Raw genomic sequence first — 13716 nt, 5'->3', positions numbered from 1 at the left:
TTGCTTTGGAGAGGAGAATGTCCATGGCTGGTCATTCAAAATGGAGTAATATAAAACGCCGTAAAGGCGCACAAGATGCTAAACGGGGAAAGCTTTTTATGAAGCTGGCAAGAGAGATATTCATGGCTGCCAGGCAAGGCGGCGGGGATCCAGACATGAATCCCAATCTTCGCTTAGCTGTAGATAAAGCTAAATCAAATAATATGCCTAATGAAAATATTGATCGTGCCATTAAAAAAGCCACTGGTGATCTTGAAGGGGTAAACTATGAAGAGTACACCTATGAAGGCTATGGACCTGGCGGGGTAGCTGTTATGGTTAAAGTGCTGACAGATAATAAAAATCGTACCGCAGCAGACGTACGACATGCCTTTAATAAAAATGATGGAAACCTTGGTGAAAATGGTTGTGTCTCCTTTATGTTTGACCGCAAAGGCTACTTAGTAATTGATCGCGGGGAAACAGAGGCTGACGAAGAAGAGATAATGCTTGAGGTAATTGAAGCCGGAGCGGATGAAATGGAAACAACAGAGGATCAATTCGAAATTTATGCAGAACCTGAATCCTTTTCTGATGTTAAGGCTACTCTTGAAAAAAGTGGTTATTCATTTGTGACTAGTGAAGTTACGATGATTCCAGAGACATACACCCCTCTTGAAGAAGAGGGCGTTGAAAAGATGTTGAAATTAATTGATATGCTTGAGGATAATGATGACGTTCAAGAGGTCTATCATAACTTAGACGCTGATGAAGCCCTGTTAGAGAAATTATCTTAATCGCTGTCTTTCTATCATAATAACTTCTGTTCCTGGGCATACTAGGATCAGAAGTTATTTTTAGTTAGGGGGAACCTGCGATGAATCGATGGTTATGGATCATACCAGCCAGTTTAATTTTAGCAGGATGGCAGTGGTTTGGTGCGGAAGATGAAGTCTCACTCAGAGCAGACGACATGCCTTATCAAAGAACCGTGGTCAATAAAACCGAAGAGAAGGCTGTAGAAACTCTAGTAAATCCGGAACCTTTAACAATAAAGGTGGTATTGAAGCAGCACTATTTGGATGGTGTAACTGAGACCACTAATAAGGAAGAAACAATATGGTCAATGGTGGACTTCTGGTCAGCTTATGAAGGCTGGTCCATAGAGTCCCAGGAATTGGATCAAATCGTCTTCAAAAGGCACGTGGAAGATATTTCTCCACTGACTAAGCAGCAGGGGTACTTCGGCCTTACGGAAGATGGAGAACTAGCGGTATTTGATGGTACTCCTTCCGAAGGGAAGGTCATAGAATCCTTTAAACCTATACCTATTGAACCGTTAGAGTCTAAGAGGAAGTCAGAATTGAAAGAGGGCATCAAAATCAAGGATGTCTTTCATTTTGAGCAAGTGGTTAAACAGTATGCCGGAGAAGAACAGCCGCTATGAATAGTCATAGGCGGCTGTTTTATTTTAATTGGCTCTGTTAAACTTCCGTATTGATTTAAAGGCAAAGCTCCCGATTGCTTAAGACTCAGTTTCGAGACTTTTGTGAAAATTAGGTCCTGCCGGGGGACGATTTCGCTTTCCGACCCTGCACGACGCAACGTCGATCGACCCTACTTCGTGTAGGGCCGCAGGAAAGCGAGTTGTTTCTGTAGCCGCCCTCATCTACTTTTCGGAGAAGGACCCGAGATATTTAGAAACTGAGCCTTACAGAAAACGGCCTTATTGTGTAAAAAGCCTCTTATGAAAAATCAATAATAAACATTAACAGAGCCTTTTAATTAAGAGCTGGAAAACAGGATATTTGTAAAGGATGTTAATTAAAGGTGGCTGCTCAGTGCAATAATCTACATCCTTCTTCAAGTTCTGTCATGGGCGAACATGTGCTTGTGTGTTACAATAGAAATGCTAAGCAATACAGGTAAGAGAGGACTTCCAACTATGATTACTTATGTAAAAGGACAGTTAAGCTTAATTGAAGATGCGTCCATAATAATTGAAACTAGCGGCATCGGTTATGAAATTCTATGTGCTAATCCTTTCAACTTTCAAGAATATTTGAACCGGGAGATAAAAGTTCATACATATCACTATATACGTGAAGACCAACAAACATTATTTGGGTTCAGGAAAAAAGAAGATAAACAGCTTTTCGCCCAGCTTTTAAATGTTTCCGGTATTGGACCAAAGGGCGCTTTAGCTATACTTGGGACGGTGAGCGTACCCGAATTTGTCTCAGCTATTGAACAGGAAGACGATAAGTACTTAACTAAATTTCCTGGTGTTGGAAAAAAGACAGCCAGGCAAATGATTTTGGACTTAAAGGGTAAATTGATTGTATGGCTGCCCGATGAACAGAATGAAGATACTATTTTCTACCAAGAGGAACTGACTTCAAAAGAAAAGAGAGAGCGCATAGAAGAGGCTCTTGAAGCATTAAAAGCTTTAGGATATACAGACAGAGAAATCAAATTGGCACGCACAGAACTTCAAAAAACCAATGAAGGAAGTGTGGACGATTATGTAAGACAAGGATTACAGGTATTGATGAAGTCATAACTGGAAGGGGGAACTAATGTGGAAGATCGAATGATTTCCGGCGAGTTGCAGCAGACAGACCAGGACATTGAACTTAGTTTGAGGCCGGAAACGCTCAAACAGTATATTGGTCAGGAGCGAACCAAACAAAATCTGCGTATATTTATTCAAGCAGCAAAGATGAGAGAGGAACCTCTGGATCATGCGCTTCTTTATGGCCCTCCGGGGCTTGGGAAAACGACGCTTGCTTCTATTATTGCTAATGAAATGGGCGTACAGTTCAGGACAACGGCTGGACCTGCTATCGAGAGGGCAGGAGATCTGGCAGCTATTTTATCTTCACTTGAGCCCGGAGATGTTCTTTTTATCGATGAAATTCATCGATTACCAAGATCAGTAGAAGAAGTCCTGTACCCGGCTATGGAAGACTTTTGCTTGGACATTGTTGTAGGCAGCGGACCTAGTGCGAGATCGATGCGTCTTGATCTGCCTCCTTTTACGCTGGTAGGAGCCACTACGCGAGCCGGTTTATTATCCGCGCCGCTGCGCGACCGGTTCGGAGTCCACAGCAGGTTAGAATATTACGAAACAGAAGCTCTTTGTTCGATAGTAGAGCGGACAGCGGATATTTTTCATGTAGAAATTGATTTTAATGCTGCCGTGGAGATTGCCCGGCGCTCGAGAGGCACTCCGCGTATTGCCAACCGATTATTTAAGCGGGTGCGGGATATAGCGCAGGTAAAAGGTGAATCCATCATATCTCTTGATACTACTCAAGAAGCTTTGGAGATGCTGCAAGTAGACGCCGAAGGTCTTGATTATATAGACCACAAGCTTCTAAAAGGCATTATGGACGGTTTTAGAGGAGGACCTGTGGGTCTTGATACTATTTCGGCTACGATTGGAGAAGAGTCTCAAACGATTGAAGATGTGTACGAGCCGTTTCTTCTTCAAATTGGATTTATACAAAGAACTCCGCGTGGACGTGTCGTAACACCTAAAGCATACGCTCACTTCCATAGGGAGGTGCCCGGAACTTGACTGGGTTCGGAAAAATATTTATTGTTATAGGGATTGTGTTTATAGTGATTGGACTTCTATGGAGTTTTGTTGGCAAACTTCCGGGTGATCTTAGTTTCAAAAAAGGAAATACTACCTTTTACTTTCCCATTATGACATCCATTGTAGCCAGCATTGTTCTTTCACTTATATTTTATATTATTGGTAAAATACGATAAGGAAGAATAGGGGATTTAAATGGATATTAAGCAGTATGATTTTGAACTGCCTGAAGAGCTTATTGCTCAGGTGCCGCTTCAAGATCGTTCTTCTTCACGTCTCATGGTTTGTGACCGGGGCGCTGAAACAATAGAACATCACCATTTTTCAGATATTGAACGATTCTTAAAGCCAGGGGACTGTCTTGTTTTGAATGATACACGTGTGCTTCCTGCCAGGCTTTTTGGTGTTAAAGAAGATACGGGTGGAAAAGTAGAGGTCCTACTTCTGCATCAAGAGGCGGGAGACGAATGGGAAGTACTCGTTAAACCAGCTAAAAAAGTGAAACTGGGCACACGCCTCGTGTTTGGAGATGGAAAACTTACAGCTGAAGTCACGGAACTTCAAGATCATGGAGGAAGAAAAGTCAGATTTTCTTATGAAGGAATTTTTCTGGAAGTGCTGGAGTCCCTCGGTGAGATGCCGCTCCCTCCTTATATTAAGGAACAGCTGCCGGACAGGGAACGTTACCAGACTGTATATGCGAAGGAAGAGGGGTCCGCTGCCGCACCGACTGCCGGGCTGCACTTTACAAACGAACTTCTTGAAAATCTTCAAGCTTCCGGTGTAAATATAGCTTACCTCACCCTCCATGTCGGGCTTGGTACCTTTCGTCCTGTTAGTGTCGACAATGTGGAAGACCACGATATGCATGCGGAATTCTATCAGGTTTCTCAAGAAACGGCTGACCAATTAAATCAGGTGAAGAAACAGGGGGGGCGTATTATTTCTGTAGGTACAACTTCTACGAGGACATTGGAAACGATTATCCGTGATTACGGGACCTTCCAGGAAGCAAGCGGATGGACAGATATCTTTATCTACCCGCCTAAAAAGCTGAAAGCCATTGATGGGCTGATTACCAATTTTCATTTGCCTAAATCTACGCTGATTATGCTTGTCAGCGCTTTTGCCGGTCGTGATTTTGTCCTGGAAGCCTATGCTAGAGCTGTGAAGAATAAATATCGGTTCTTCAGCTTTGGAGATGCGATGCTGATTATCTAGTTAGATTATGCTTGAATTGGAGAAAGGATATAAATAATGGCAATCACATACGAATTAATTAAAACATGTAAACAAACGGGGGCACGTCTCGGCAAAGTTCATACACCTCACGGTTCATTTGAGACTCCGATGTTTATGCCGGTGGGTACGCTTGCCACTGTAAAAACGATGAGTCCCGAAGAACTTGAGCAAATGGGAGCGCCGATCATCCTCTCTAATACTTATCATCTTTGGCTGCGCCCTGGTGAAGATATTATTGAAGAAGCAGGCGGTCTTCATTCTTTTATGAACTGGAATGGCTCCATCTTAACAGATTCAGGAGGATTTCAAGTCTTTAGCTTAAGTGACTTGAGACAGATTGAAGAAGAAGGTGTTCACTTCCGTAACCATATCAGCGGAGAGAAATTATTTCTCTCACCTGAAAAAGCCATGCACATCCAAAATTCACTAGGTGCAGATATTATGATGGCCTTTGATGAGTGTCCTCCTTACCCGGCTGAGCATGACTATATGAAAAAGTCAGTTGAGCGGACAAGCCGATGGGCGGATCGATGTCTTGAAGGACACCAGAGACCTCATGATCAGGGACTTTTTGGGATTATTCAGGGTGGAGAATATGAAGATTTACGCCGGCAAAGCGCTAGGGATCTTACTTCATTGGATTTCCCGGGCTATGCCATTGGAGGACTTTCCGTTGGTGAGCCAAAGGATGTTATGAACCGGGTGCTTGATTTTACTGCGCCTCTCCTGCCTGATGAGAAACCACGCTATTTAATGGGAGTAGGTTCACCCGATTCTCTAATTGATGGAAGCATGCGGGGCATAGATATGTTTGATTGTGTTCTACCTACCCGGATTGCCCGTAACGGTACATGTATGACTTCTAATGGACGTCTGGTTGTCCGCAATGCAAAATTTGCCCGTGATTTTCGCCCCATTGATGAAAATTGTGACTGTCATACATGCCGCAATTACAGCCGGGCTTACATCAGACACCTCGTTAAATCGAGTGAAACGTTTGGCTTTAGATTAACTACTTATCATAACCTTTATTTTCTGTTAAAATTAATGAGGCAAGTGCGTGAAGCCATTAAAGAAGATCGACTCGGAGACTTTAGAGAAGAATTCTTTGAACAATATGGTTTCAATAAACCAAATGCGAAGAACTTTTAGAAGGGGGGAAATTAAATGGATACATTAGTCGGTTTATTACCAATTATTCTAATGTTTGTCATTTTCTATTTCCTATTAATTCGTCCGCAGCAAAAGAAACAGAAAAAAGTACAACAAATGCAGGCGGACTTGCAAAAAGGCGATAGAATCATCACAATCGGAGGTCTCCATGGTACGGTACATGCTATAGATGAAGGATCTCTAGTTATTACGGTACAAGATGGAACGCAAATGAAATTCGATCGTTCATCTGTTCGTGAGAAACTAAATCAGGACTAATGATACAATCCCGCTGTCTAGGCAGCGGGATTTTTCATGTCCAATTATCTTTTTGCCGTTCGCCTTGGCAAATTGACCCCGATTACCCCTCCGAGCCAGGCAGCTAGAACTAATCCCCCGAAATAACTTAGTTGCGGCAGAGATACCCATTGGTTTTCAAAAATGATCTGAAATAAAGCCATTGCAGCTACGAAAATAAGTCCCGTCATCGCCCCGGACAGCCACCCTTTCTGTTCACCTTTATAAGCAGCCATCATTCCACCAAATGCTAGAATACTCAAACCGGTGATCAGCGCCGCTTGATTGAGGGTTTGATATTCCATAGATGTAAAACGAAGTAATAGAGCCAGTACAGCAGCGGAAATAATCATCAGCAGAAGGATAGAGCCAATTCCATATCCAAGGACGCCCTGCGTAAATTTTTTCATAATATAAATCTCCCTTCTTAAGCTTGTCATTATCACTATATGCATGTTTAAGCCTTAGATAGAAGTAGATATTTTCCCTCTTCCTTGAATACGTATAAAGTAAAGTCCTTATAAAGGGGAAGGTGTATGGCAACTTTACTTGCATTACTCATATTCGTAGCTAGTTATGTATTAATTATGACGGAGAAGTGGAATAGGGCGCTTGTAGCTTTAACTGGCGGTGTGCTTTTATTAGTAACCAAAGTGTACGAGTGGGAAGATGCATTTGGGTTTATTGATTGGGAAACGGTAGCTTTACTCTTTTCAATGATGGTGCTGGTTTCCATAACGAAGAAAACGGGAGTTTTCACTTACATGGCGGTTCGTTTAGCTCAGCTCGTTAAAGGACGTCCTGTACCTTTACTTGCTGTATCAGCAACATTTACTGCTGTGGGTTCTGCTTTTTTAGATAACGTGACAACAGTCCTTCTTTTTGTTCCTGTATTACTTACATTAATTGAACGTTTACAGCTTCCAGCTTTTCCTTACTTACTAATTACCATATTCAGTTCTAATATTGGCGGCACCGCCACTCTGATCGGAGACCCTCCTAATATTATGATTGGACAGGCTGTAGAGCACTTTAGTTTCTTATCTTTTCTTTATCATTTAGGCCCGGTCGTGATCGTGATATTTGTATCTATGTTAACCATATTGCTGCTTTTGTTCCGTAAGCAATTAGTTTACAATCGTGAACTGGCTGCTGCCCTTATGGAAATGGATGCGCGGGAGCATCTTAAAGTCTCCCGGTTACTTTTTCAGTCCATTTCTGTGCTTTTTTTAACAATTACCGGTTTTATGATGCATCCATTTGTACATATGGATATTACCACCATTGCGGTAAGCGGAGCTTTACTATTGCTGTTTTTAACAGACAAAGAGCTTGATGTTGAACATGTGTTTCAAGAGGTGGAGTGGGTCACCTTATTTTTCTTCATGGGGCTGTTTATGCTGGTAGGTGGTTTAGAAACGGTAGGGGTAATTGATGAACTGGCTCGTGGGATGGTTTGGGTCTCTGGCGGAGACCTGCCTATTACTTCGATGGTCATGTTATGGAGTGCAGGGCTGCTATCGGGTGTAGTAGATAATATCCCATTTGTTGCAGCTATGATTCCAGTTGTTCAGGAGCTGCAAGGTTATGGAATGATGAATGTAGATCCTATTTGGTGGTCGCTTGCGCTAGGTGCATGTCTTGGAGGAAACGGAACTCTGGTTGGCGCATCTGCGAATGTTGTCGTAGCGGGCATAGCTGCCAGTCACCGCCAGCCTATATCGTTCATTAAATTTTCTATATATGGTATCCCGGTCTTAATTTTATCTTTAGTCATCGCGTCCATTTATGTATATTTCCGATATTTGCTGCCATTCTCTTCATAAAAACACGAGAATGGGTCATCTTATAAGAGAGTAAGCCTGTTGAAAGGTCGTGGATTTTCATGGTGTATGCCTCTCTTATAGTAAGAACTCTTCTCACTTATTTAATTATTCTGATTGTTTTTCGTTTTATGGGTAAGAGAGAAATCGGTGAGTTAAGTGTTATGGACTTAGTTGTTTTTATTATGCTCGCAGAAATCGGAGTCTTTATCATTGAACAACCCGATTCTTCGATCTGGAAAGCAATAGTTCCTATGGCTGTGCTATTAGCTATACAACTGGGCAGCGCGTGGGTTTCGTTGAAGAATCAAAGGTTTAGAACGTGGTTTGATGGAAAACCTTCTGTTATTATTAAACATGGGATGGTAGACGAATATGAGATGAAACGGCAGCGTTATAACTTTAATGATTTACTTATACAATTACGTGAGCATGGGATTCAACAAGTAAACGATGTAGCTTATGCCATTCTTGAACCTTCAGGGAAGCTATCGGTTTTCGAAAAAGATGAATCTGGTCATTCATCTTATGCAGTTGTCTTGATCGCAGACGGCCAAATCCAATATAGCGGTCTTAAGAATATACGTAAAAACAAGAACTGGCTGCTAAATGAACTTAAAAAGCAGGGGTATGAGTCTGTAGATCAAATTTCTTTATGTACAATTAATGAAGAAGGTGAAGTTTCAATTGACGAAAAAAATCAATACAAATAAAATAACCGCTTGTTCAAAGAGCGGTTATTTTTTATGCAGGATCTTTTTCCAGGGGATTAATTTCCACTCCTCTTTGCTTAAAAGCTTAAACCAAAACAGGAGGATCAGATAAATAAGCGTAAGTGTTATTCCCATCCATAATAATTGAGCGAGCGGCTTGCTTTCATGAAGCAGATGCTGCTTCATGGTAAAGCCAATATAACCGGTAATACCAACCACCAGGGCGAAACGGGTAAACATTCCAAGCGGAAGAGTCATGACTTTGTATTTAATGAGTACTCCAAGGTGTAGCAGAGTAACAACGACAACACCCACCACCATAGCTATGGCTACACCATGAATGCCGAACTCGGGCCGGGAGCTTAAACTTACTAATATAATGAATTTAATAATTGATCCGATTAAAGTGTTCCACATGGCAGGCTGGGCTAGGTCTAAAGCTTGTAATGTGGCCTGTAGCGGAGTCTGAATATAATGCAGCAAAAAGAATGGCGCCATAAACTGCAGCATAAAAGCAGCCTGACTAGTGCCGTAAACCGTCATAAGTATAACAGCGGGGAAAATCATAAAAACCACTGTAATTACGCCTCCAGAAGCTAAGGAGAGACGGATGGACTGCATAATTCGGTACTGGATGGTTTCTTTTTTTCCTACTGCTGCTGCTTCACTAATAGAAGGTACCAGGGCTGTGGAAAGCGCATGAGTTAAAAAAGTAGGTAAGAAAAGTAAAGGAAGAACATATCCAGTAAGCTCCCCGTAAAGCTTAGTTGATTCTACAGCTGCGAACCCAGCTATGGCAAGGCTTTGGGCAACAAGGATGGGTTCAAAGAAATAGGTTATGGAGCCAATAAAACGGCTGCCTGTGGTGGGAAGGGCGATAGCCATTAATTCTTGAAACGTTTTTTTACCTTGTCCCACATGTTTTTTCCAGGTATTACGCAGTTTAAATGATTTCTGAAGGTTAAACTGTCTTAACATATAAATCAGTGAAACAAATTCACCGAGAACCACGGCCGCCATAGCTCCTGCTGCGGCATATTCTACACCGTAAGGATAAAGGAGTTTAGTTAAAACAAGCACTCCACCAATACGAACTATCTGCTCGATAACCTGAGACAGAGCCTGGGGCTTCATATTCTGCCTTCCCTGAAAATAACCTCGAATAACCGAGGCTACAGCGATAATTGGGATAATAGGCGTGACGACGAGTAACGGAAAGAGAGCGCGCGGGTCAGTTAGAAAATAGGAAGCGATAACCGGTGCAAGTATAAATAAGCCGGCTGTAAAGATAATACTTAATGACCCGGTGATCGACAAAGATACAATCAAAATACTTTTAATTTTCTTTTCATTGCCAGTGGCTTCAGCTTCGGACACTCGTTTTGATATGGCAACCGGAAGACCGAACTGGGTAATGGTAATTGCAAGGATCAAAGTGGGCAAGGCCATCATATAGAGCCCTACCCCCTCGGCTCCCATCACTCGAGCAACAACAATCCGATTAATAAATCCAAGCAGACGTGTAACCAGGCCAGCAGCTACCAGTATGAGGGCACCATGTAAAAAGGTTTGTTTAGACATAAAAACAATCCGCCTTCTCAAAGAATTAAAATTCAGCTACAATGAAGTATATGCTTAGCCTTGGACAAGGCATGACAAAGGTTTAGAATTATCGAGAAGAGAAGGCGGGAGGGCCAGCGAAATTAGCGGAAATCAATTATCATAGTTAGATGTAATAGTAATAGACAGGAAATTGTGCGAAGTTGTTCAAAAATACCTGATCACTCTATTGATACATAAATGGTGAACGGGCAGACAGGCTCTATAAAGAGTCTGGTTAGAGGGTCGGGTGTAGATATAGCGTGCAAAACAGGAAGGATAGTATTCTCTGGCGGTCTATAGAAACGACTTTGCATGTTGTCAAATATAAAAATAGTAGTAAAATTGGTACGGATGGATGAACAAAGGAAACCCTAATACTTAGGAGTGAGACACGTACTTACTGCGAGTACATAAGCTTTTCAATAATGAACAGGCGCGGAAGATATAAAAGGAGGAAATGGACATTATGGTGAAACGGGGGCGTATCGTCGCCTTTTTTCTAGTGGTGCTTCTATTAGCAGCTACAATAGGGACGACTGTAACAGGTGTTACTAAAAATATAAACTTAGGACTCGACCTTCAGGGTGGATTTGAAATTTTGTATGATGTCGAGCCTTTGAACGAAGACCAGGAAGTTAATGAAAATGTTCTGGAAGCGACGGTTGAGTCTTTGAATAGACGAGTTAATACACTCGGAATCAGTGAAACGAATATATCGATTGAGGACGGTGGACGGATCCGTGTTCAGCTTGCCGGTATTCAGGATCAACAGGAGGCCCGGGATTTATTAGCTACCACCGCAGAACTTTCTTTCCGGGGAGCGAATGGAGAAGAATATTTAGATGGATCAGACCTGGTTGAGGGTAGTGCACAGCAAACTTATGACCAGAATAATAGTCCCGCCGTTTCTCTTGGCGTAAAAGATCCTGGTAAGTTTTATGAGGTTTCTGAACAGGTAGTTAATACACCTGATGACCCAAGCACACCTTATCCAGAAGATGTCCTGGTCATATGGCTGGATTATGATGAAGAGACGTCCTATGCTGAAGAGTTTGGCAAGGAAGATCCTGCTTATCTTTCAGCACCAAGATTTCCAGATGGACCCGTCAGAAGTTCCACCGTGCAGATTACCGGGGACTTTACAGTAGAGTCCGCGAAAGAGTTGGCAGATCTCCTAAACGCAGGTTCACTCCCAGTAAATCTGGAAGAGACCTATTCTACATCAGTAGGAGCTCAATTCGGTGAGCAGGCAATGAATAAAACGATCTTTGCCGGTGCAATCGGAATAGCCACTATATTCTTATTCATGATGGCCTATTACCGCTTCCCTGGGGTTATAGCCGTTGTAACTTTGACCGCATATGTTTATCTAATTTTAGTGGTATTTGAAGCCATGAACGGGGTGCTGACGCTACCTGGAATAGCCGCACTGATTCTAGGGGTAGGTATGGCAGTTGATGCCAACATTATCACCTACGAGAGAATTAAAGAGGAGTTAAAAGCCGGCAAATCAGTGATGTCAGCATTCAAAGCTGGTAATAAACGCTCACTCGCTACAATTCTTGATGCGAACATTACCACGCTAATCGCAGCTACTGTTCTCTTCATTTTTGGTACTAGTTCTGTAAAAGGCTTTGCTACGATGCTCATCGTAAGTATTTTAGTCAGTTTTGTTACTGCTGTATATGGTACGCGTCTTCTTATGGGGTTATGGGTGAAGAGCCGCTTCTTAAATAAACGTCCGAAGTGGTTTGGAGTGAAGCCGGAAGATATCCACTCTCTTGAAGATGGCGAGGAAGTTGAAGCAACGGTTATGAACCGTAAGTTTGACTTTGTTGGCTTAAGAAAAAGATTTTTTACAATCTCTATTGTCTTAATAACAGCCGGTATTCTAGCACTTGCCGTTTTCCGTCTGAACTTAGGTATCGATTTTACAAGTGGTTCAAGGGTCTCCATTTTATCCGATGGCAGCATCAATGCCTCACAAGTTGAGGAGACCATGGAAGAAGAATTTAATGTGGCACCTAAGAAAGTAGTAATCTCCGGAGACAATGACGAGATAGCTGTTGCTCGTTTTGACAGCGAGCTAAGTAAAGATAAAATTGGAGAGATTCAGAGTTACTATGAAGACGAATTTGGCAATACACCAAACGTAAGCACGGTTTCCCCTGTAGTTGGTCAGGAGTTAGCTAAGAATGCGGCATTGGCTGTTTTGTATGCTTCTATCGGGATTATTATTTATGTAACCATCCGATTTGAGTTTTTCTTTGCAATGACCGCTATCATCGCCCTGCTTCACGATGCTTTCTTTATCATTGCGCTGTTTAGTCTTACGAGGCTTGAGTTTGATATTACAATTATAGCTGCGATCTTAACGATTGTAGGTTATTCAGTTAACGATACCATTGTTACATTTGACCGGATTCGTGAAAACTTGAAGCTTAAGAAGAAGGTCAAGTCCTTTAAAGAACTCGCTAAAGTTGTGAACGACAGCTTGATGCAGACATTAGCCAGAAGTATTAATACAGTTATTACTGTAATATTCGCGGCAATTATGCTTCTGTTATTTGGAGCCTCGTCGATTACAAACTTTGCTTTTGCGCTTGTTGTAGGACTCCTTGCAGGAACGTATTCTTCCTTATTCATTGCTTCTCAGCTATGGTTGATCTGGCGTGGGAAGAACATTAAAGATAATCCGATTCAATTTGTTAAGAAGAAGAAAAACGATGGACCTCAAGTGTAAAGATACGAGGCAGCCTCATTCATGAATGAGGCTGCCTTTTTGATTGAAAATAAACGAATTTGGGTATAGTTAAATGAAAAGTATTAATTGTTATTTTAAGCTGTATCAATGTTTGTGGATGTATGAGGAAAGGGCTTAACGGGTAAATTCGAGTCCTTCACTTGTATTCGAAAACGGATTATAAAGGGAGGGATAAAAGTGAAAGGGCAATCTTACATTATTTTTGCACTTATATTTGCTTTAATTATTGCTATTTTTGCTGTGATCAATGTAGAACCTGTGCAAGTTAACTATATGTTTGGAACAGGGGAAGCGCCGTTGATCCTGGTTATTTTAATATCTGTTCTACTAGGCGGTCTTGCGACGGCATCTGTTGGAGCAGTTCGTTACTTTAAATTAAAGAGGGAAAATCGTTCGTTGAAGCAAAAAGCCAATCAAACTACCGAGTCTGAATCTTCCTCTGGCTATGGCAAAACACATGAAGAGTCGGTTGATTCTAATGAAGATAACGAGAATAGAAATGTCACGTAAAAGGCGTTTGCCACCCCTGGCCCCCTCTTG

At 42.0% G+C, this 13716-nt stretch carries 14 protein-coding genes; 12 read left to right on the top strand and 2 right to left on the bottom strand.

Annotated features, from left to right (window positions below):
• The first annotated feature begins 23 nt into the window (after positions 1 to 23).
• The 8 genes from ACTWPM_RS01365 (at position 24) to yajC (ending at position 6256) form a co-directional block, all read left to right on the top strand.
• Positions 24 to 776, top strand: coding sequence for a YebC/PmpR family DNA-binding transcriptional regulator (locus tag ACTWPM_RS01365; RefSeq protein ID WP_443131262.1), 753 nt, complete (start codon positions 24 to 26; stop codon positions 774 to 776).
• An 80-nt stretch (positions 777 to 856) separates the two neighbouring features.
• On the top strand, positions 857 to 1426 hold the full coding sequence (locus ACTWPM_RS01360) for a BofC C-terminal domain-containing protein (RefSeq protein WP_443131261.1): 570 nt from the start codon (positions 857 to 859) through the stop codon (positions 1424 to 1426).
• A gap of 498 nt (positions 1427 to 1924) precedes the next feature.
• Positions 1925 to 2542, top strand: coding sequence for a Holliday junction branch migration protein RuvA (gene ruvA, locus ACTWPM_RS01355; RefSeq protein WP_443131260.1), 618 nt, complete (start codon positions 1925 to 1927; stop codon positions 2540 to 2542).
• A gap of 18 nt (positions 2543 to 2560) precedes the next feature.
• A complete protein-coding gene (ruvB, locus tag ACTWPM_RS01350; RefSeq protein ID WP_443131259.1) occupies positions 2561 to 3562 on the top strand; it encodes a Holliday junction branch migration DNA helicase RuvB in 1002 nt (333 codons plus the stop codon).
• Positions 3559 to 3759 (top strand): DUF2905 domain-containing protein, encoded by a 201-nt coding sequence (locus ACTWPM_RS01345; protein ID WP_443131258.1) that lies wholly within the window; start codon positions 3559 to 3561, stop codon positions 3757 to 3759. Before ruvB ends, ACTWPM_RS01345 begins: the two co-directional genes overlap by 4 nt.
• Before the next feature lie 19 nt (positions 3760 to 3778).
• A complete protein-coding gene (gene queA, locus ACTWPM_RS01340) occupies positions 3779 to 4804 on the top strand; it encodes a tRNA preQ1(34) S-adenosylmethionine ribosyltransferase-isomerase QueA (protein ID WP_443131257.1) in 1026 nt (341 codons plus the stop codon).
• Between the two features lie 36 nt (positions 4805 to 4840).
• Positions 4841 to 5977 (top strand): tRNA guanosine(34) transglycosylase Tgt, encoded by a 1137-nt coding sequence (gene tgt, locus ACTWPM_RS01335; RefSeq protein WP_443131256.1) that lies wholly within the window; start codon positions 4841 to 4843, stop codon positions 5975 to 5977.
• A gap of 15 nt (positions 5978 to 5992) precedes the next feature.
• The gene (gene yajC, locus ACTWPM_RS01330; protein WP_089748968.1) at positions 5993 to 6256 is read left to right on the top strand and encodes a preprotein translocase subunit YajC; all 264 of its coding nucleotides are present in this window, start codon (positions 5993 to 5995) and stop codon (positions 6254 to 6256) included.
• A 44-nt stretch (positions 6257 to 6300) separates the two neighbouring features.
• Here yajC and ACTWPM_RS01325 read toward each other — a convergent pair whose 3' ends face one another.
• Positions 6301 to 6684 (bottom strand): TIGR04086 family membrane protein, encoded by a 384-nt coding sequence (locus tag ACTWPM_RS01325; RefSeq protein ID WP_443131255.1) that lies wholly within the window; start codon positions 6682 to 6684, stop codon positions 6301 to 6303.
• A gap of 126 nt (positions 6685 to 6810) precedes the next feature.
• On the opposite strand from ACTWPM_RS01325, the gene ACTWPM_RS01320 reads away from it, so the two are divergent.
• Together ACTWPM_RS01320 and ACTWPM_RS01315 are read left to right on the top strand one after the other, a co-directional pair.
• Positions 6811 to 8100, top strand: coding sequence for an ArsB/NhaD family transporter (locus ACTWPM_RS01320; RefSeq protein WP_443131254.1), 1290 nt, complete (start codon positions 6811 to 6813; stop codon positions 8098 to 8100).
• A gap of 59 nt (positions 8101 to 8159) precedes the next feature.
• Positions 8160 to 8810, top strand: a complete 651-nt coding sequence (locus ACTWPM_RS01315) for a YetF domain-containing protein (protein WP_443131253.1) — start codon at positions 8160 to 8162, stop codon at positions 8808 to 8810.
• A 24-nt stretch (positions 8811 to 8834) separates the two neighbouring features.
• On the opposite strand, the gene spoVB is transcribed toward ACTWPM_RS01315, so the two are convergent.
• The gene (gene spoVB, locus ACTWPM_RS01310) at positions 8835 to 10391 is read right to left on the bottom strand and encodes a stage V sporulation protein B (protein ID WP_443131252.1); all 1557 of its coding nucleotides are present in this window, start codon (positions 10389 to 10391) and stop codon (positions 8835 to 8837) included.
• 487 nt (positions 10392 to 10878) lie between these two features.
• Between spoVB and secDF the strand changes: the two genes are divergently transcribed.
• Together secDF and ACTWPM_RS01300 are read left to right on the top strand one after the other, a co-directional pair.
• Complete coding sequence (gene secDF, locus ACTWPM_RS01305; RefSeq protein WP_443131320.1) at positions 10879 to 13155, top strand: protein translocase subunit SecDF; 2277 nt, start codon at positions 10879 to 10881, stop codon at positions 13153 to 13155.
• Positions 13156 to 13353: 198 nt separating this feature from the next.
• Positions 13354 to 13686, top strand: a complete 333-nt coding sequence (locus ACTWPM_RS01300) for a LapA family protein (RefSeq protein ID WP_443131251.1) — start codon at positions 13354 to 13356, stop codon at positions 13684 to 13686.
• Positions 13687 to 13716: the final 30 nt, after the last annotated feature.

The organism is Halobacillus sp. K22 (assembly GCF_052246795.1).
GTDB lineage: Bacteria > Bacillota > Bacilli > Bacillales > Halobacillaceae > Halobacillus.
Note: the sequence above shows the minus strand (reverse complement) of the source record. Positions and strands in the feature narration are given on the sequence as shown.

Bases quoted from the DNA above. Each gene is read 5' to 3' on its own strand.
- ACTWPM_RS01365 (WP_443131262.1), top strand. From the start codon at position 24: ATGGCTGGTCATTCAAAATGGAGTAATATAAAACGCCGTAAAGGCGCA.
- ACTWPM_RS01360 (WP_443131261.1), top strand. From the start codon at position 857: ATGAATCGATGGTTATGGATCATACCAGCCAGTTTAATTTTAGCAGGA.
- ruvA (WP_443131260.1), top strand. From the start codon at position 1,925: ATGATTACTTATGTAAAAGGACAGTTAAGCTTAATTGAAGATGCGTCC.
- queA (WP_443131257.1), top strand. From the start codon at position 3,779: ATGGATATTAAGCAGTATGATTTTGAACTGCCTGAAGAGCTTATTGCT.
- tgt (WP_443131256.1), top strand. From the start codon at position 4,841: ATGGCAATCACATACGAATTAATTAAAACATGTAAACAAACGGGGGCA.
- yajC (WP_089748968.1), top strand. From the start codon at position 5,993: ATGGATACATTAGTCGGTTTATTACCAATTATTCTAATGTTTGTCATT.
- ACTWPM_RS01325 (WP_443131255.1), bottom strand. From the start codon at position 6,684: ATGAAAAAATTTACGCAGGGCGTCCTTGGATATGGAATTGGCTCTATC.
- ACTWPM_RS01320 (WP_443131254.1), top strand. From the start codon at position 6,811: ATGGCAACTTTACTTGCATTACTCATATTCGTAGCTAGTTATGTATTA.
- ACTWPM_RS01315 (WP_443131253.1), top strand. From the start codon at position 8,160: ATGGTGTATGCCTCTCTTATAGTAAGAACTCTTCTCACTTATTTAATT.
- spoVB (WP_443131252.1), bottom strand. From the start codon at position 10,391: ATGTCTAAACAAACCTTTTTACATGGTGCCCTCATACTGGTAGCTGCT.
- secDF (WP_443131320.1), top strand. From the start codon at position 10,879: ATGGTGAAACGGGGGCGTATCGTCGCCTTTTTTCTAGTGGTGCTTCTA.